The sequence below is a fragment of the Chitinilyticum aquatile DSM 21506 genome (genome assembly GCF_000430805.1).
Classification (GTDB): Bacteria; Pseudomonadota; Gammaproteobacteria; order Burkholderiales; family Chitinibacteraceae; genus Chitinilyticum; species Chitinilyticum aquatile.
In genome coordinates this window covers 133448-150800 of record NZ_AUMS01000004.1, presented here as the reverse complement: position 1 = coordinate 150800, position 17353 = coordinate 133448, and the positions used below count along the sequence as shown (strand labels likewise).

Here is a 17353-nt window from a genome sequence, read left to right as displayed (position 1 = left end):
AAGCAAAGCCCCGTCATTCTGACGGGGCTTTTTCTTGCGTGACTCAATCGAGTTTCAGCACCCCATCAAGCGGGCTGGCATCGACCAGCCAGCGCTTGTCGCCCGCAGCTTTTACCGCCAGTGTCTTGCCGTTCTGGCTGACCTTTGGCGCAACGCTGGCTGTCAGTGCCAGTGTTACGCGGGTAGCATAGCGCTTGCAGTCCGGGGCCGAGGTATCAAAGCGGATCTCTTTGTCGGTAAGGGTTGCAGGACAATACCTGCGTGTTTCCCGGTAGCGGATGATGTCGGTCGGTGTGGCAACCCACAGTTTGCCGGCGTCGACCTGCTGTTTCAGGTAGTCGGCATAGGCGGTATATTCGGCCAGTGGCACGGCTTCCCAGCTGCCGTCGGCCACACCGTGCATGGTGCGGAAACTCCAGCTGCCGCTGTTGATGGCCGCTTCCGTATGCTGGATCAGAATGCTGCCGGCTGCGCCCGGTTTGTACAGCGACCATTTGCCATCGGTCCAGTACACGTCCCATTTGACGAAATAGGCGTCATCGTCCGGGTAGTTCAATCCGGCCATGCTGCCGTCGTAGATGTGTTTGCCGGCGCGTGCGCCCAGATAGTCGGGCTGCTCTTTGACCAGTTTGCGCGTTTCCGGTGTGGCAAGGTCATAGGGATAACCAATGAAGGTATAGGTGTAGCCGGTCTGTGTTTTCATCAGCGCGTGCGCATCGAGAATTTCGCGCCTGGCATCCCAGCCCGCTACCGGTTTCAGCGTGCCGGCTTCCAGTTCGCCACTGTGCGTCAGCGTGTGGTTGAACGGTTCGTGGCCCTTGGCGATCAGTTCTTTCAGCCGCGCCCAGTCGGCAGGCTTGCACTCTTTCGCAATCACGCCGAGCGCGGCTTTCAGTCCGCGCGCTTCCAGAATCGGCAGGGCGTATTTTTCGATGCCGGCTACACCGGGGCTGCAATAGTCATCGTGGGCAATGGTGTGCGCACCCCTGGCATCCCCGCGCCAGGGCGTGATGCTGACTGCATCAACGGCCGCGCAGGCGCTGCCCGCCCATAGTGCGCCCAGTGCCGCTAGCATGGCCAGCAATATCCGCTTGTGTGTCATTGCTCATCCTCCGGCTCGCCCCTGCGAAGGGCGGGCATATCGTTGTTTTTCGGGTTTTCCCGTGTGAACAAGGTATCCTTGCCGCCAGGTCAGGACAAGTGAATTGGGAGGAGTGTATGGAAGACCGCATCACCGAGCTGGAAATCCGGCTGGCCCTGCAGGACGAGCTGCTCGAATCGCTCAACAGCACGGTGGCCCAGCAGCAGATGCAGCTGGCACGCCTGCAGCAATTGTTTGCGGAAATGCAGGGCCACATCTCCCAGCTTGAGCTGGGCCCGCGTGCGGCCAGCCAGCAGGAGATCCCGCCGCATTACTGATGTCGTGCGCTTACTCTGGCAGGTGGAAAAAAGGCCATGGGTATATGCCCATGGCCTTTTTGCTTAAATGGCTGCAGGCCAATACCTGAGCCTGTATTGCGCGGGCTATTCTTCCATCCCGGCGAGCAGATCCGGCGTGACCATGGCGCGCAGCAGGAAATCGATCCTGCCGTCGCGCTCGCGACGCTGCAGCCACCACACGCCGGCCTTCTTCACGCTGGTTTCCTGTTCGACGCCGGACAGCAGCAGGCTGGCGGCGCGGCCGATCATCGGCTGATGGCCGGCGATGATCACGACCTTGTCGCCGGCCTGCGGCCATTTGCTGACTTCCAGAATGTGTGCCGCCGATGCCAGGCCGGGGTTCAGGCGTTCGTCGATGGTCGCCGGCCAGGGCAGCGCGGCGGCGGTTTCCTGGCTGCGCCGTGCCTGGCTGACCAGCACCGTGATGTCGGCTTCACGCCCGGCGAGCTGGGCTTTCAGCCATTTCGCCATGCGTGCCGCCTGCTTCTTGCCCTTGGGCGTGAGCGCACGGGCGAGGTCGGTGACGGCGCTGTCTTCGGCTTCGGCGTGACGCCAGAGAATCAGATCCATGACGGTTTCTCCGCTTAGCAGGGTGTTGAAAAACACCCTGCGTCTCGTTTTTTCCGGCAAAGCCGGGAAAAATGTATGAAAAACAAACGGCAAGTCGTTGATTTATCAAGATGTCATTTGCGCCGGGCTTTGCCCGGTGCTTGATGTCACTGGAGAAATTGATTTTATCAACAGCCTGTTAAACCGGGATCATCTGCGAGCCCAGCTCGGCCAGCATCATCTGCTGCGCACTGCGGGCCTTGTTGCCGCGTACGGCCTTGCGGCGGTAGCGGCCGTCCGACAGCATTTCCCAGGCCTGCGTGTTGTCGACGAGGAAGGGGCGCAGCGATTCGCGGATCACGCGGCGCTTGATGCGCGCGTTTTTCACCGGGAAGGCGATTTCGATGCGGCGGAACAGGTTGCGGCCCATCCAGTCGGCGCTCGACAGGTAGACGTTTTCCTCGCCGTCATTGAAGAAGTAGAACACACGGTGGTGTTCGAGGAAGCGGCCGATGATCGAGCGCACCTTGATGTTTTCCGAGATGCCCGGCAATCCCGGGCGCAGCGCGCACACACCGCGCACGATCAGGTGAATCGTCACGCCGGCGCTGGACGCTTCATACAGGCGGTCGATCAGCGACGGCTCCAGCAGTGCATTCATCTTGGCGATGATGACCGCCTTGCGGCCCGCCTTGGCATGCTCGATTTCGCGCTCGATCGCGCGCACCAGGCTGGGTTGCAGCGTGAAGGGGGCCTGCCACAGCGCCTGGTGGTCGCCCGCCTGGCCCAGGCCGGTGAGCTGCATGAACACGTCGTTGACATCGTTGGTGATGTCCTCGTCGATGGTCATCAGGCCGAAGTCGGTGTAGAGCTTGGCGGTGCGCGGGTGATAGTTGCCGGTGCCGACGTGTGCGTAGCGGCGCAGACGGCCTTCCTCGCGGCGCACGATCAGCAGCATCTTGGCGTGCGTCTTGTAGCCGTAGACGCCATAGACGACGTGCGCGCCGGCGCGCTCGAGCTTGGCCGCCCAGTTGATGTTGGCTTCTTCGTCAAAGCGCGCCATCAGCTCGACGACAACGGTGACTTCCTTGCCGCGGGCGGCGGCTTCCTGCAGCGCATCCATCAGCGCCGATTCGCTGCCGGTGCGGTAGACCGTCATCTTGATCGCCACCACGTGCGGGTCGCGCGCGGCCTGCAGCAGCAGGTCGACCACCGGCGTGAAGCTCTGGTAGGGGTGATGCAGCAGGACGTCGCTGTGGCGGATGGCGGCGAAGAGATCGGTCTGCTTCTTCAGCTCCGGCGGCAGGCCGGGGAAGAAGGGCGCGAACTTCAGGTCGGGGCGGTCCACCTGGTCGGGCACCTGCATCAGGCGCACCAGATTGACCGGGCCGTTGACGCGATACACGTCCAGATCGTCGAGGCCGAACTGCTCGCGCAGAAAATCCTGCAGATGCTTCGGGCAGTTGTCGGCAACTTCCAGGCGCACCGCGTCGCCAAAGGGACGCTGCGACAGTTCGCCTTCCAGCGCGGCACGCAGATCTTTCACCTCGTCGTCATCGACCGACAGGTCGGAATCGCGCGTCAGGCGGAACTGGTAGCAGCCCAGCGCGTTCATGCCCATGAACAGTTCATCGACATGCGCGTGCAGGATCGATGACAGGAACACGAAGCCGTTGTCGACGCCACTGACTTCCTTGGGCATCTTCACGAAGCGCGGCAGTACGCGCGGCGCCTGTACGATGGCGATGCCGGAATTGCGGCCGAAGGCATCGCGGCCTTCCAGCTCGACGATGAAATTCAGCGACTTGTTCAAGAGCCGCGGGAAGGGGTGCGAGGGATCGAGCCCGATCGGGGTGAGGATGGGCATCAGCTCGCGGAAAAAGAAATCGCGCACCCACTCGCGCTGCGCGTCATTCCACACGCTGCGGCGGAAGAAATGGATGCCTTCCTGTGCCAGTGCCGGGAAAATCACTTCGCGCAGCAGGCGGTACTGGCGCTCGACCAGATCGTGGGCCTCGCGGGCCACGAGATTGAGCACCTGCGGCGTGGTCATGCCTTCGGGCAGGAGGCGCGTCGGATTGTGCCGCATGCTTTCCTTCAGCCAGGCGACACGGACTTCAAAGAACTCGTCGAGGTTGCTCGACACGATGCAGATGAACTTCAGGCGCTCCAGCAGCGGGTTGCTGTCATCCTCGGCTTGCGCCAGCACGCGGCGGTTGAATTCAAGCAGGCCCAGTTCGCGGTTCAGCATCAACTGGTTGTCGGCGGGTTTGTAGGTCATTGGCATCGCTCGTCTAATTCTTTTGCGGATGTGTCAGGGCTGGAACGGCGGGTCCGGATGGCATGATCCAGACGCATCAGGCCGCATGATGCGGCCTGATGATGACAAAATTAGTGGCTCGGTGGCACAAAGCCGGCGATCTGGTCGGCGCCGGCGCCGAAGAAGTAGTTTTCCATCTGCTGCTGCAGATACTGGCGGGCACGGATGTCGGCCAGATTCAGGCGGTTTTCATTGATCAGCATGGTCTGGTGCTTGACCCACGCCTGCCAGGCTTCCTTGGAAACATTGTCGAACAGCTTTTTGCCCAGTTCGCCCGGTACCGGCGCAAAATCCAGACCTTCGGCTTCACGACCCAGCTTCACACAGTGGACAGTACGGCTCATGCAGATGCTCCAATCAATAAGGCAGTGAAATAATGGCGCCTGTCGCGCCACCTGATGCCGCATTGTAAACCGAGGCTGCGGCGGTGGTCAGCCTGCCGGAACGGATTTAGGCGCCCTTTGGTCGGTATTTTGCAAAATAGCTATTCTTTTTTCATGGATTTCCGGTATATTGCGCGGTTGAGCCAAAAGCACTCTGCATTTGGCCGCGCCTGAACCACAGTTCACAAGCCCTTTTGCCGCTTTGGCGTGCCTTTCGACCTCACGCGAAAGCGCCTTCCCTTGATGCCGCCGAGCTTGTTCTGTCTGGCCCCCTCGCCCAGACCGCTGTACACACAGGCGAATCGTGCTTCGCTTGGCCTACCAACTCTCATTCAAAGAACCTGGTTAGTCGATGCTGACGCGCATTGTTTAAATCTGCGTTGCCGTCTGGTATGGCAGCGCTAGCGGAGGTTAATCATGGCCAAAGAAGAAGGCATTGAGTTTGAAGGCACCGTCAGCGAAGTTTTGCCGGAATCGCGTTTCCGCGTGACGCTCGACAACGGCGTGGAAATCCTCGCCTACGCATCGGGCAAGATGAAAACCAACCGAATCCGTGTTCTGCAGGGTGACAAGGTCAAGGTGGAAATGTCCCCCTACGACCTGACCAAGGGTCGCATCACCTTCCGCTATGCCACGGCACCGGTTGGTGGCGCACCCTTCACACCGCGCCGCCGCTAGTATTAATTTGAATAGGTAATACATTGATCATTAAAGAGTTACAGCCGGGTGATTTCATCGCCCAATCCCTGAATGGCCAGACCGTTCGTTTTGAAGTCATTGGCATCAAGCATGCCGGTCGCCAGGTTCAGGTTACGTTCCGCAGCCCGCTGGGCATCAGCAGTGCCGATTACCATGGCAATGCCTACATTGCGGCAACACGCCACTGAGTAGTGCCATCGCCGTGAATCGCGGCGATTGAAATCAAGGGTATTGCCCTGCGGACCTCTGAATCAGAGGGCTTCAGGCCAATACCCTTTTTTTGTGGTCAGAATGGCGCAGCGCGCAGCCATTCCAGCCGCTCGCCACTGACCGGATGCGGCAACGCCAGAAATTCGGCGTGCAGGCACAGGCGTGGTGACTTGGCCAGCCCTGCCGGCGTGGCGTAGAGCGTGTCACCCAGAATCGGGTGGCCGATGGCCAGTAGGTGCACGCGCAGCTGGTGCGAGCGGCCGGTGACGGGCTCCAGCGCGACGCGGCTGGCGTCGAGATCCGCGTCAAAGCCCAGCTTCTCGAAGCGCGTCAGCGAGGGCTTGCCCTCTTCGAAATCGACGCGGTGCTTCGGCCGGTTCGGCCAGTCCACGTTCAGCGGCAGGTCGATGCTACCCGAGTCGTGCGCCAGATTGCCTTCCACCAGCGCCACATAGCGTTTGTCGACGTGGCGATCCATGAAGAGGATGGACAGCGCACGCTGCATCTCCGGCCCGCGGCCGAATACCAGCAGGCCCGAAGTGTCCATGTCGAGACGGTGCACCGTCATCGCATCGGGAAAGTCCTTCGCGACCCGCGCCAGCATGCAATCGGCCTTGTGTTCGCCGCGCCCCGGCACGGAGAGCAGGCCGGCGGGCTTGTTGACGACGACCAGGTGCGCGTCGGCGAAAACCAGATCGAGGCCGGTATCAGGGGGCGGGAGATAGGTCATGGTGCGGTGCTCGGGAAATAGGCGCGCGCAGTCTACCATGCCGCACGCCCCACCGCGTCAGCGCAGGTATTTGCTGTGCAGGGCCCGCAATGCGCCTTCCTTTTCCAGCTCGCGGAAAGCCGTGTCGAAGCGGCGGAACAGCTCGGGGTCGACGGCCGGATTGAAGGCAAAGTAGCAGCCACCGCCTTTCTGCAGCGTATACGCCGACGCCAGTTCGCCTGGCGGCAGGCCGTGCATGCGTGCCTGGTAGGCAAAGCTGAGCTTGATGCCCGAGGCCAGGTCGAAGCGCTCGGCATACAGCATGCGCACCACGCTGGCCGAAGGCGGCGTGCGTTTGATGCGGCTGTCAGGGAAACCCAGCCTGGTCAGTACTTCCGAATCCGCCCCGGCTACGGGGATGCCGATGTTGTAGCGGTAGGCATCGCTGAGCGAGTCGATGCGGATATCCTTGCGTTTTTTCAGCCGTACCAGCTCCAGATTGCAGGCGTCGATCGGGCCGACCCACAGGTAGCTGTTTTCGCGCTGTGGTGTGCGCACGGTCGTGAACAGAATGCTGTTCGGGTCGGCCGCGTTGTCGTTCACGGCACGCTGCCAGGGCAGGAAGGAGAGCTGGATGTCGAGCCCGGCCCGTCCGGCGATCAGCCGCAGCAGCTCGACCGATATGCCGGATTCCTGCTGTTCCTGCAGATTGTTGAAGGGCGGGAAATTTTCGGTATAGGCGCGCAGGTCGGCGGCCTGCAGGCTGCCTGCCAGCAGCGCCATTCCGGCCAGTGCCGCCTGCCAGCGGATGTGCTGTGATCTGCCCATTGCCTGCCTCCTGCAATGCCTTGCCTGCCTTGCAGTATGGGCGAAATGTCACGGCTTTGCCGGTGTGGCCGAAGGGCGGCATGACCGCCGTCATTGCGACTGTGTGCGTTGTGCTACAGTCAGGAACAGGACAGATTCCGGCACAGGGAAGCACGATGACAAGCACACCGCAAACCGCTCCGGGCTGGTGGAGCCGCAACTGGAAATGGGCCGTACCGCTGGGCGGAGTCACGCTGCTGGCGCTGATGCTCGCCTTTGTCGCGCTGCTGCTGATGCTGGTGTTTGGCATGCTGCGCGGCACCGAGCCCTATCAGCATGCCGTCGCGCAGGCAAAGGCCAGCATGGCATTGCGTCAGGCACTGGGCGAGCCGATTGAGGAAGGATTTTTCGTGTCGGGCAATTTCAGCAGCAACAATGCGTCAGGCGATGCGAGCTTCAGCATTCCGCTCTCCGGCCCGCACGGCGCGGCCACGCTGTATGTCGAAGCGAGCAAATCAGCCGGCGTGTGGTCGTACTCCGTACTGCTGGTGCGCATGGATACCAGCGGGAAGGAAATCAACCTGAATCCGCCCGCGCCCTGAAGCAGGCCTGCGCTGGTCAGTCGCGCAAGCCTGCCGCCAGTCATCCGGCACAGTCCGGTAGCCTACTTGATACATGGTTGGGTAGTGGCTTGTGGCTTTTCAGGATATTGGGCTGCATGCAGATACCCATGCTGATGCAGCCCTGTCAGCGCCGCCTTACCAGCTCAGGCCACTGCCATCGAGTACCGTCTGCAACTGCGCGGCGATGCTCTGATGGTCCTGCACCGACGGGTGCCACTGGCAGCCCATGAAGTCGAGCCCGCCAAAGCCGAAGTAGACCACGCGCTGGTCGCCCGCCGCCTTGCGTTCAGAAACGATTTCCTGCACCGACGGGATGAAGTCATCGGCCTGCCACAGCGCGGTAGCGCTGAGGACCAGCAAGGTTTCGTCGCCGTATTGCTGGCGCAGCTTGCCGAGGAAGTCGTGATAGGCCTTCTTGTATTCCGCCTTGCGGGTGACGGTGGTCCACGCCTCGCCGGCCTTGACCGGCGTGTTGTAATCGTTCGCACCCAGCCCGATCACCACCACCTGCGGCTTCCAGTCACCCTTGTTGAGCCATGTGCTGCCGGCATCATTCAGCAGCGCGCGGTCATAGTAAGTGCGGTAGTTGCTCGGGTAGAGATTGCCGTCGTAATTGCGGATCATGCCCAGGCCGGAATAGCCGTTGATCTGGTAATCCGCGCCGTATTTCGCGGCGGTGAGCGCGCCGAAACTCAGGTTGGCGTTGGTCGTGGCAGTGATTTCCGCCTCGGTGCATTCGCGCTTGCCGCTGGTATTGCCCATGCCGACGGTCAGCGAATCGCCGATGAATTCGATCTGTCGGCGCGCTGCCACTGGCGGAGCCAGCAGCTTGCCGCCCGCGCCGGCTTCAAAACCGAGGAAAGCGCCGCTGGTCTGCGTTGATTCGGTGCGCTTGGCGACCCGCACGCTGTGTTCGCCGGCGGGCAGATCCCTGATCCAGACGGTGGTCTTGCCCGGTGCGGCTACTTCCTGCACGCGTTTGCCGTCCACCAGCACATCGAAGTGGTTCACGCTGTCGTCGAATTTCAGGCCGATGCTGCTGCCGCTGAAGCGGGCATCGAAATACACGCCCGGCCAGCTGAAGCGGGCGCTGTCGCCATCGAGCTGAATGCGTCCGCCGCTGTGCACCGCAGCCATGCCGCTGAGTGGCGGCTCGACCGGGCCCAGCAGCAGCCACACGCCACTGGCGCTGCCGGGCGCTTCACCCTGCGTCCACCAGCGGGCCTGATAGCGCATGCCCTTGTATTCTGCCTTCTCGCCGGCCTTGTAGGCGCGCGTGCCTTGCCAGTCGTCGCCGGCGCTGTTGCCGGTTTCCACCCAGGCACCCCAGGCCTTGCCCGGGGCATCGCCCTGGTTCCACCACTGCGCCTGCCAGGTCCTGCCCTGGTAGGTCACGGTGTCATTCTTGTTGTAGACACGGCCGGCTTCCCAGTCCGTGCTTGCTGCGCAGGCAGTCTGCATGCTTATCGTCAGCCCTGCGGCCAGCAGCATTCGGGTCAAAGTCCTGTTCATTTTTCTCATTCCTCCGGTCAGTGGCTGCGATCTGTGCCGCAACCCCGCCTGCCGGCGGTTGCCGGCAGGCAGTGATGACTGTACCGCTGCCCTCCCGGCATGAGAATGACATAAACAGGCGTCCGGCCTTGGCCGAATCGAGCATGTTGCCGTGTATACCCATCTATGTATAAAGATGTGGCCATTATCATATAAGGGTATTCTGAATATACCCGTGCTGTGGCGTGAATGCCGCACGCTGTAAGGCAGGGGCGACAAGGCGGCGGCCGGGTGTCAGAATCTGGCTTACTCAGCCGGAATGGCCTGCTGCATGAGCAATATCTACCTTGAGCGTTTCGACGTTGACCCGGCCAACCGTCAGATCAGCGTCGGCAGCCGCATCTACTTCCATCCCTGCCTGCCTGCCCTGCAGCAGTCCGGCATTCTGCTGCTTGGCGCCTCCGAGATTACCCACCCCTACCGGGTCGAGCGGGACGGGGCACCATTCCATGTCGTGGTGTGCGCCGATGCCGGCGAAGGCTGGGTTCTGGATGGAGACCGGCGCCTTCGCCTGCGCGCCGGCCAGCTGGCCATTCTGCCGGCCGGCGGGCGCAGCGGGCTGGAGCGTGATCCGGCGCAGGCGCTGTGGCGTTTCAGCTGGTTTCTGCTGCCGCAGGACGAGCGCTGGCAGGCGCTGGATCATCCGGCGGTAACCCTGCGCGATTGCCCGGACAGCGCCGCGCTGTTCATGGCCGCCACGCTGCTGGCGTCCGAGGCGCGCCGCCCGCTGCATGCCGCCCCGCAATCCAGTGCGGCCCGTGCGCTGCTGACCGGCCTGCTGCAGCGCACGCTGGCACCGCCGCCGGCCGATCCGCTGCGCGCCAGGCTGGACGTGCTGTTCGCGCCCATTGACAGTGATCCGGCCGCAGACTGGCGGGTCGATCATTTTGCCGCCCTCTGGGGGGTGAGCCATTCGCAGTTCCAGCGCCTGTGCGTGAGCGTACTCGGCCATTCTCCGCGTGATGAAATCGTCGCCCGCCGCATGCGCTGCGCGCGTGAATGGTTGCTGCAGCGGCGCGGCAATGTCAGCGAGGTGGCGGCCATGGTCGGCTATGCCGAGGTCTCCAGTTTCTCCCGCCGCTTCACGCGGCATTTCGGCGAAGCGCCCGGCGCGATCGTCCGCTATCTGGAAACGCAGCCGCTTCAGCTGCCCTGATGTGCGGTCGCCGGATTGTCACCGGCATGCGCTATAACGCAGTGGACTGTCCGGCAGATCCCGTTCCGGCGAGCCCGCCGCCTTCATCCCCTGACGCAAGGAGAGTGACCATGTTTGGCAAACTGGCAGCCGACGCCCTCGGCTTGAGCGATATCGGTTCGGTGATCGGCCCAGCCGATTTCGACAAGGTGGATGCCGATGATTACGTGATGCACGAGGACAGCGAGAAGATCTTCTTCCTCATCAAGTCCAAAACCGACGATTACTGCTTCACCAATCGAGCACTGATCCATCTGGACGGCACCAGCGCCGTCAGCAAGAAGCGCATGCTCTACCGCTACAGTTATCACTCGCACCCGGTCAGCAATGTGAAGCTGGAAACGGCCGGCACGGTCGATATGGATGTCGAAATCAAGTTCGTGCTCGGCGAGCAGGCCTTTTCCATCGACGTGCACAAAAAGCATCTGGAAGAGCTGAAAGACCTCTACAAATCGCTGCTGCGTATTGCCGAAATCCAGCAGGATAATGCGGTGGCCTACGATCAGGCCCGCGCCAGCATCCAGCTTGCCGCTACCACGCTTGGTCGTGGCCAGGTCGGTGGTGCCACGGCCGAAACCTTCGGGCAGCTCAACCAGACGGCCTTCAACTGGCTACGGGAAAGTCACCAGAAATACGTGGTCAAGGACTTTGTCGCGGTATTCCAGCGCTATATCGCCAGCTGATGCCTGGACGCAGCAGGCTCCGCCCCGCATGACAAAGCCCGGCTGCGGCACTGCAGGCCGGGCTTTCTGTTTTCACCTACTGCCCCGGGAGGGCTATTTCGCAGCGGGGGTGGCGACGCTCTGCAGATTCTTGGCGCGGAACATGGCCACCGGCGAAATCACCGTTTCATCCAGCGGCACCGCCTGGCCATAGCGCTCGCGCAGCTTGGCGGCGACCGCCGGATCATCGAGCCGGAAATCGCGCAGGCGCTGCGTTTCGCCGATGCGGATGCCCAGCGCACGCTCGTAGCTTTTCCACACCAGCTCGGAGCAATAGATGCGCTGATCCGACCATTCGAAGGTCAGGTCGTAGGGCTTGCCGAGATAGCGCTCGGCCTCGGTACGCAGCCGCGCGGCCTGCGCCGGGCTTAGCCCGTCAGTCAGCCGCTTCACCTCCAGATGGCCATTGCTGCCGCGCGCCGCCCACTGCGCCAGCGGCGTATAGCGCACCGTGCTTACCGCCTCCAGCACGTAGGGCTGACCGTGCTTCAGAAACACCATGCCCATGTGGCTGTACTTCGACCCCGTCGCCCGCTGCACCGCCAGGCTTTGCGCCGAGCGCGAGGTATGAAACACCAGATCGCCATCCTGCACATCCGGCAAAACTGCGAAGGCTGGTGCAGCCAGCGCGAACAGGAAGAGGGGCAGGCAGCGCATCGTGCATTTCCTTGCTGTAGATACAGGCTGCTGTATAAGGCGGAAGCCATTTGTCTGCAATGGCTGGGTTCACATACACGGATGATTCTTGTGGGTCGCCTATGAAAAAAAAACCGCACAGAGGGCTTGCAAATAGAAGCTCAGATTAGTCTACGGGGCATATTAGACAGCGATTTCAACTTGGGCTTGAACGATATTCTCAATCACGGAATAGATGTCAACCGTCTCATCTGGCACCTCGATGCTGACAATCAAGCTATAGCGAACACTGTTCTGCCAGCGATCTTGAGCTGCGCGGTATTTCCACCAGCCTCCTACCGGGTAAATAGCTATTGTTTGCATATCCGCCAAGTCGGCGGCAGAACCAGTCCAGACATCAGAGTGCAACGAGCCTCGCGTCCGAAGCTGAGGGCCAAATTGCCAACCGTCTGCATCACCTTCTGGACCGATGTAGTCTTCTGCATCTGCAAGCGCATTGATAAATGCTCGGAAATTCTCAAGCGACTGGCCCGGCCGAATGACCTCGAAGCGTAGGCCATGAGACTGGTAGCTATATCTCTGCCTATAGCCTCTACGACCAGGATTTGGCTCAATGAAGTACGAGAGCGTTACCTTCAGCTTCACCTCTAGTTCTGGGGCGAGCTGGCGCAAAATATCCGCCGGCCACGGCAGCTCATATAGTTGCATCTCGTTAAGCTTGGGATCGGTAGAGCCAGAGGCATCCGCGCTCTTGGTGAATGGTTGAAGATGATCCTGTGCGACCAGCGTCAATTCATGACCGGCGCTATAGCGCGCACGCTCAAGGTTGGTAACGCCATATCCAACGCACCTAAGCATCGTATCTTTGGCGACCTTGGGGCTGTGGTGGCCACTGAGAATTCCGAAACGTTCCCACATGCGCTCAGTCCACTCTGCCGAGTGTGCCAGGAGCCCACGAACTGTCTCCGGCCAATAGTCTGGGTATTCATCCATGAGAATAGCCGCTTGGCGTGAAACCAATGCACAGGCGGCACTTGTATCGGCGGATACCTCAAAGAGTTGACCAGCCGCCTTTCCGGATGTTGTCAGAAGAGAAACCGAGTCTGCATCAGATACGCTCGTCCCATCGGGAGACAACAGCCGATTGCCGCCCTCTGCTACAACGTCAGGCTTATAAGGTGCCTGCTTCTTCCAACTCCAATTGACAGATGACCTAGAGGCAGGAGCTGCGTCTCCAGCTCGGGCAAAGGGCGACCACCTGTCAAAGCTCGGGTCATCGTTGGTCGTCTTCTCTGTGTATGCTCCAACCGTCAGGGCATTCCATGCCTGAGCCGGGTCTTCTATCTCGGCAAGATGTAGCTGCTCCCAGTGGTCAACGTTTGGCAGGAGGGAGCGATTGTTACCGGCTGATATCACGAAAAGTCGTTGTTGCCCGTCCTCTGCGCCTGACGAGAATTGATCAATTTCCGCTGACCATGAGGTAGGGATTCCGCCTTCCTTTTCCGAGTCGGCCGTTACTGCCAAGGAATAGACGCGCCGCCATTCAGGTCTCGTTGCTTCCAGTTTGTATGCGGTACCTACAGTAATTGCGCCATAGAGTTCCGGGTCATTCACACCGCGTGGCGGTAAAATACGCCCCGATTCAATGCGATGCTGCAGAGGTATTTCAGACCGACTCACCAGCGCGTCATGCAAATCCCCGAATATCGCCAAACCTGCTTGTCTGGAGCCATGATCATTTACGTCATCGTAATGCGGCCACTGCGGTTGCCATGTTTCCGATTGCGGCTGATTGCAGACAGAAGATAGCAATGGATGGTTGTAGTTTATGCCGGTATCTAGAATGGCTACAGAAACGGATACGCTGTTCGAAACTTTCGCTCGTGCGACCAAGTCATCCACCCATTCGCGTTGTTCTTTGGGCGAAGACTCCACCAAGACGCAGGGAGTTTCCTTAGCGCGCCGCAGTTCCTCAAGGGAGGAGATTAACTCTGGGGCGCGTTCCAGCTGTAGCGTGGAAGCTCTGATCAGAAATACGATGCTATCGAAGAAATTTAACGAGGTATTTCCAAGTCGCCCACCTATTCTTTCTGATAGCTGTGCCGCAATACTTCGCGGGTCTTCGCCATCACGTCGCTTTAGCCAAAGCTCCCACCAAATTTGCTGATTGGTGTCCTGAGGAAAAAGGCTGGGGTCATCCGTCCAAAATGAATGCAGATCCGCCAAGCGTATTTCGGCGATACTGTCGATCAAATTGTGATTGCGAGGGCCACTATTACTATCCTTACCCGGGTCAAGATATTGCGTGACCTTCCTTTGAAACTTTTCACGACGAGCCTCTGGAATAAATACCAGAGCAATCTCATGATCACCAACCTTGCGGCAAGCGTGCAACCTGAAGTCACGGGTATCTAGGCTATCTAGAGGTAACTTGATGCCAGGGGCTCCGACGATCTCTACAAATATCCCAACTTCTTCTGTGATGGGCGACTCGGAATTTTGCCGTTTTTCATCGTACTGCTGCAGTATGTCTATGTATCTGGCTGACAACTGCTGGCCATGTGGAATCCGATCTTGAAGAGGAATAGCTGGGCTTCTACCAGTTCTGCGCGATCTATAATCTTCGTTGGACAGAAAACCTTCGATCAGAATGTGCCGCTTCTGGTTTGGCATAACCACTCCTTATTCTTTGCCAGCTTGACGTTGCTCAATCGCCTTCAATACAAGCGTGGTAGCCAGTTTTTTGTCATGATGCAGAACCGCCTCTTTCGCCGCATCTTCGCAGGCTCGTGTTATTTCCGCAGCGCTCAGACCATGAGCTGCCGTAGTAACCTCATTCCAGACAAGAGATTGGGTTTCGAACATGGCCAGCCGGTTCTCGATAATCTTCTGAATTTGGTTATCGCGTGGCTTTTCAAACCGGATGATGTCATCAAATCTGCGATAAAGCGCCTTGTCTAGAAGCTCGGGATGGTTGGTCGCAGCAACGATAATGCTTTCGGAGTCGTCTTGCTCTACGAAAACAAGAAACGAGTTCAAGACACGTCGAATTTCACCTACATCGTTTTGCGCTCCGCGCTGGGTGCCGATGGCATCGAACTCGTCGAAGAGATAGACCGCCCGAGTTTGCTTGATGTGGTCAAAGACAAGTCGTAACTTTGCTGCGGTTTCCCCCATGAACCGAGTAATCAAACTATCAAGAACAATCGTATAGAGCGGTAGTTTCAGCTCTGTCGCAAGCACAGAGGCAGACATTGTCTTTCCCGTCCCTGGCGGCCCAGTGAACAGAAGCTTACGTCGTGGGAGCAGTCCAAATTGGGAAAGGCGATCTTTTTGTCGTTGCTCAAGTAATACGCGATGGAGGCGTTCTAGAACCTCGGCACCGAGGACCAGCTCGCTAATTCTTACTGCCGAGTTTGTAAGCTCAAGCAATCCCCTTAAGTCGCCTTTGGGTTGCTGAACAAATGGAGTCGGTTTTACCAGTGCGAGCCCCAAGTTGCTATTAACTTGGGATTTTTCAACCATATCCTTGATATCGTTGGCGAGTTTACGATGGCCTTGGCGAGCCTCTTGAGCTGCGACTTGCAAAGCCGTAGCGTAGAAGCGCTGATCGTCCCGATCAGCATGGCTTCTTAAAAGTGCTTTGATTTGCTCGGCTGTGGCCATTTTTCTCACCAATACTCTTATCTCATCATGATTAGGTAGCTAGCTTAGCATTCCGTTTTATCGGCTAAAGTAGGTATCCAGAGCATCACCTGAGCGAGGATTAAAGCTGGATTCCCGCTTGCGCGGGAATGACGAATTGTGCTCAGCTGAGGTAGCCTCCTAATCAGGCATCTCATTATCCTAACGCATCAAGGGCCTTCTGACTCTTTCCTTTCGAGTAGCCGGGAGGCGCGAGATGAGGTTTGGCAACTTCGCCATACGATCTTGCGATTTTTCTATCCTTGTTGCCAGCGTAGGAGCATCGTAAAGACTTACAACTAGATCATCTGTAGTTGGGGGCGCATCCTTTGATGGACAGCACGACCTCTGCTTGGTCTGGGGCCGCGCTGGATCAGTGGATAACAGCATGATCATATACATCTGCTAAGCAGCATGCTATTTGGCAGATACTCCGCCATAGGCACTTTGCGCTGATAAGCTCAGGTTATTGCACGAAGGTTATTGAAATGAAAAACCCCGGAGAATCCGGGGTTCTGCCGCTGTTCCGGGTCTTAGAAGTTCTTTGTAACCTTTAGAAAGAGCTTGATTGGATTAGACGTTGAACAGGAAGTTCAGCACATCGCCGTCCTTCACCACATAGTCCTTGCCTTCAGCGCGCATCTTGCCGGCTTCCTTCGCGCCCTGTTCACCTTTGTACTGGATGAAGTCGTCGAACGCGATGGTTTGCGCGCGGATGAAGCCCTTTTCGAAGTCGGTGTGGATCACGCCGGCGGCCTGCGGGGCGGTGTCGCCCTTGTGGATGGTCCAGGCGCGCACTTCCTTCACGCCGGCGGTGAAGTAGGTCTGCAGGCCCAGCAGGTCGTAACCGGCGCGGATCAGGCGGTTCAGGCCCGGTTCTTCCAGGCCCAGCTCAGAAAGGAATTCGGCCTTGTCGGCTTCGTCCAGCTCGGCGATTTCGGACTCAATAGCCGCGCACACGGCGACCACCGGGGCGCCTTCCTTGGCCGCGTGTTCTGTCACGCGGTCGAGCAGCGGATTGTTCGTAAAGCCGTCTTCCGCCACGTTGGCGACGTACATCGCCGGCTTGATGGTCAACAGGCACAGCGACTTGATCGCCAGCTTGTCGTCGTCCGACAGGCCTGCCGAGCGTGCGGGCAGGCCTTCGTTCAGGTGCGGCAGCAGCTTTTCCAGCACCTTGATCTGGGCCTGTGCTTCCTTGTCGCCGGATTTGGCTTTCTTGCCTTCGCGCTGGATAGCTTTTTCAACGGTTGTCATGTCGGCGAGCGCCAGCTCGGTGCCGATGACGATGATGTCGTCGATCGGGTCGATGCGGCCGGCGACGTGAACGATGTTGTCGTTCTCGAAGCAGCGCACGACGTTCACGATGGCGTCGGTTTCGCGGATGTTGGCGAGGAACTGGTTACCCAGGCCTTCACCCTTGGAGGCGCCGGCGACGAGGCCGGCGATGTCGACGAATTCGACGATGGCGGGCTGGATGCGCTGCGGGTTGATGATCGCGGCGAGCTGGGCGAGGCGCGGATCGGGGACTTCCACGATGCCGACGTTCGGTTCGATGGTGCAGAACGGATAGTTCGCCGCTTCGATGCCGGCCTTGGTCAAGGCGTTGAAGAGGGTGGATTTGCCGACGTTAGGCAGGCCGACGATACCGCATTTCAGACTCATGGAATTCCCCGTGCTCGCCGCTTTGCACACGGCGACAAAATAGCAAAACGCTGATTTTACCCGATTTTCCCTTCCCCTGACGCTTCGGACTAGTACCGCTGCGCGGCGGGCCGGCCACCGCGTATCATGGGCTTTTCCTGATCACCCCCAAACGAGAAGG

General features: G+C 59.4%; 17 protein-coding genes. 5 read left to right on the top strand and 12 right to left on the bottom strand.

Annotation, left to right across the window (positions count from 1 at the left end; translation table 11 throughout):
- Positions 1-43 precede the first annotated feature (43 nt).
- Positions 44-1102 carry a polysaccharide deacetylase family protein gene (locus H559_RS0103445; RefSeq protein ID WP_028451540.1) on the bottom strand — a complete coding sequence of 353 codons (1059 nt, stop codon included), beginning with the start codon at positions 1100-1102 and terminating at the stop codon, positions 44-46.
- A 116-nt stretch (positions 1103-1218) separates the two neighbouring features.
- Between H559_RS0103445 and H559_RS0103440 the strand changes: the two genes are divergently transcribed.
- A complete protein-coding gene (locus H559_RS0103440; RefSeq protein WP_028451539.1) occupies positions 1219-1419 on the top strand; it encodes a SlyX family protein in 201 nt (66 codons plus the stop codon).
- Between the two features lie 105 nt (positions 1420-1524).
- On the opposite strand, the gene H559_RS0103435 is transcribed toward H559_RS0103440, so the two are convergent.
- From H559_RS0103435 to H559_RS0103425, 3 genes are all read right to left on the bottom strand, one after another.
- Positions 1525-2010: a SixA phosphatase family protein gene (locus H559_RS0103435; RefSeq protein WP_028451538.1), complete on the bottom strand. Its 486-nt coding sequence runs from the start codon at positions 2008-2010 to the stop codon at positions 1525-1527.
- Between the two features lie 178 nt (positions 2011-2188).
- On the bottom strand, positions 2189-4270 hold the full coding sequence (gene ppk1 / locus H559_RS0103430; protein ID WP_028451537.1) for a polyphosphate kinase 1: 2082 nt from the start codon (positions 4268-4270) through the stop codon (positions 2189-2191).
- Positions 4271-4380: 110 nt separating this feature from the next.
- Complete coding sequence (locus H559_RS0103425; protein WP_028451536.1) at positions 4381-4653, bottom strand: oxidative damage protection protein; 273 nt, start codon at positions 4651-4653, stop codon at positions 4381-4383.
- Between the two features lie 456 nt (positions 4654-5109).
- Here H559_RS0103425 and infA point away from each other — a divergent pair, with 456 nt between their 5' ends.
- Complete coding sequence (gene infA, locus H559_RS0103420) at positions 5110-5370, top strand: translation initiation factor IF-1 (RefSeq protein ID WP_028451535.1); 261 nt, start codon at positions 5110-5112, stop codon at positions 5368-5370.
- A 38-nt stretch (positions 5371-5408) separates the two neighbouring features.
- On the opposite strand, the gene H559_RS22530 is transcribed toward infA, so the two are convergent.
- The 3 genes from H559_RS22530 to H559_RS21345 all read right to left on the bottom strand — a co-directional run bounded on the left by H559_RS22530 (position 5409) and on the right by H559_RS21345 (position 7138).
- Complete coding sequence (locus tag H559_RS22530) at positions 5409-5546, bottom strand: hypothetical protein (protein WP_155845275.1); 138 nt, start codon at positions 5544-5546, stop codon at positions 5409-5411.
- 131 nt (positions 5547-5677) lie between these two features.
- On the bottom strand, positions 5678-6331 hold the full coding sequence (locus H559_RS0103410; RefSeq protein WP_028451533.1) for a pseudouridine synthase: 654 nt from the start codon (positions 6329-6331) through the stop codon (positions 5678-5680).
- A gap of 57 nt (positions 6332-6388) precedes the next feature.
- A complete protein-coding gene (locus H559_RS21345) occupies positions 6389-7138 on the bottom strand; it encodes a substrate-binding periplasmic protein (protein ID WP_051278880.1) in 750 nt (249 codons plus the stop codon).
- Between the two features lie 155 nt (positions 7139-7293).
- On the opposite strand from H559_RS21345, the gene H559_RS18695 reads away from it, so the two are divergent.
- Positions 7294-7719 (top strand): cytochrome c oxidase assembly factor Coa1 family protein, encoded by a 426-nt coding sequence (locus tag H559_RS18695; protein ID WP_034639573.1) that lies wholly within the window; start codon positions 7294-7296, stop codon positions 7717-7719.
- Positions 7720-7875: 156 nt separating this feature from the next.
- Here the strand turns inward: H559_RS18695 and H559_RS18690 are convergent, their stop codons facing one another.
- Positions 7876-9252: a carbohydrate-binding protein gene (locus H559_RS18690; RefSeq protein ID WP_162143289.1), complete on the bottom strand. Its 1377-nt coding sequence runs from the start codon at positions 9250-9252 to the stop codon at positions 7876-7878.
- Positions 9253-9562: 310 nt separating this feature from the next.
- Between H559_RS18690 and H559_RS0103390 the strand changes: the two genes are divergently transcribed.
- Positions 9563-10447 (top strand): helix-turn-helix transcriptional regulator, encoded by an 885-nt coding sequence (locus tag H559_RS0103390; RefSeq protein ID WP_028451532.1) that lies wholly within the window; start codon positions 9563-9565, stop codon positions 10445-10447.
- Positions 10448-10557: 110 nt separating this feature from the next.
- Entirely contained in the window at positions 10558-11169 is a 612-nt protein-coding gene (locus H559_RS0103385; protein WP_028451531.1) for a PH domain-containing protein, read from the top strand.
- 93 nt (positions 11170-11262) lie between these two features.
- Here the strand turns inward: H559_RS0103385 and H559_RS0103380 are convergent, their stop codons facing one another.
- The 4 genes from H559_RS0103380 to ychF form a co-directional block, all read right to left on the bottom strand.
- Positions 11263-11865: a YiiX family permuted papain-like enzyme gene (locus H559_RS0103380; protein WP_028451530.1), complete on the bottom strand. Its 603-nt coding sequence runs from the start codon at positions 11863-11865 to the stop codon at positions 11263-11265.
- A gap of 162 nt (positions 11866-12027) precedes the next feature.
- Complete coding sequence (locus tag H559_RS0103375) at positions 12028-14517, bottom strand: S8 family peptidase (RefSeq protein ID WP_028451529.1); 2490 nt, start codon at positions 14515-14517, stop codon at positions 12028-12030.
- 9 nt (positions 14518-14526) lie between these two features.
- Positions 14527-15510, bottom strand: a complete 984-nt coding sequence (locus tag H559_RS0103370) for an AAA family ATPase (protein ID WP_028451528.1) — start codon at positions 15508-15510, stop codon at positions 14527-14529.
- 591 nt (positions 15511-16101) lie between these two features.
- The gene (gene ychF / locus H559_RS0103365; RefSeq protein ID WP_028451527.1) at positions 16102-17193 is read right to left on the bottom strand and encodes a redox-regulated ATPase YchF; all 1092 of its coding nucleotides are present in this window, start codon (positions 17191-17193) and stop codon (positions 16102-16104) included.
- Between the last annotated feature and the right edge of the window lie 160 nt (positions 17194-17353).

Excerpts from the sequence above, each read along its gene's own strand:
- H559_RS0103385 (WP_028451531.1), top strand. The coding sequence starts at position 10,558 with ATGTTTGGCAAACTGGCAGCCGACGCCCTCGGCTTGAGCGATATCGGT.
- H559_RS0103440 (WP_028451539.1), top strand. The coding sequence starts at position 1,219 with ATGGAAGACCGCATCACCGAGCTGGAAATCCGGCTGGCCCTGCAGGAC.
- H559_RS18695 (WP_034639573.1), top strand. The coding sequence starts at position 7,294 with ATGACAAGCACACCGCAAACCGCTCCGGGCTGGTGGAGCCGCAACTGG.
- H559_RS0103425 (WP_028451536.1), bottom strand. The coding sequence starts at position 4,653 with ATGAGCCGTACTGTCCACTGTGTGAAGCTGGGTCGTGAAGCCGAAGGT.
- H559_RS22530 (WP_155845275.1), bottom strand. The coding sequence starts at position 5,546 with ATGGTAATCGGCACTGCTGATGCCCAGCGGGCTGCGGAACGTAACCTG.
- H559_RS0103380 (WP_028451530.1), bottom strand. The coding sequence starts at position 11,865 with ATGCGCTGCCTGCCCCTCTTCCTGTTCGCGCTGGCTGCACCAGCCTTC.
- H559_RS0103410 (WP_028451533.1), bottom strand. The coding sequence starts at position 6,331 with ATGACCTATCTCCCGCCCCCTGATACCGGCCTCGATCTGGTTTTCGCC.
- H559_RS21345 (WP_051278880.1), bottom strand. The coding sequence starts at position 7,138 with ATGGGCAGATCACAGCACATCCGCTGGCAGGCGGCACTGGCCGGAATG.
- H559_RS0103375 (WP_028451529.1), bottom strand. The coding sequence starts at position 14,517 with ATGCCAAACCAGAAGCGGCACATTCTGATCGAAGGTTTTCTGTCCAAC.
- H559_RS0103370 (WP_028451528.1), bottom strand. The coding sequence starts at position 15,510 with ATGGCCACAGCCGAGCAAATCAAAGCACTTTTAAGAAGCCATGCTGAT.
- infA (WP_028451535.1), top strand. The coding sequence starts at position 5,110 with ATGGCCAAAGAAGAAGGCATTGAGTTTGAAGGCACCGTCAGCGAAGTT.
- ppk1 (WP_028451537.1), bottom strand. The coding sequence starts at position 4,270 with ATGACCTACAAACCCGCCGACAACCAGTTGATGCTGAACCGCGAACTG.
- H559_RS0103445 (WP_028451540.1), bottom strand. The coding sequence starts at position 1,102 with ATGACACACAAGCGGATATTGCTGGCCATGCTAGCGGCACTGGGCGCA.
- H559_RS0103390 (WP_028451532.1), top strand. The coding sequence starts at position 9,563 with ATGAGCAATATCTACCTTGAGCGTTTCGACGTTGACCCGGCCAACCGT.
- ychF (WP_028451527.1), bottom strand. The coding sequence starts at position 17,193 with ATGAGTCTGAAATGCGGTATCGTCGGCCTGCCTAACGTCGGCAAATCC.
- H559_RS0103435 (WP_028451538.1), bottom strand. The coding sequence starts at position 2,010 with ATGGATCTGATTCTCTGGCGTCACGCCGAAGCCGAAGACAGCGCCGTC.
- H559_RS18690 (WP_162143289.1), bottom strand. The coding sequence starts at position 9,252 with ATGAACAGGACTTTGACCCGAATGCTGCTGGCCGCAGGGCTGACGATA.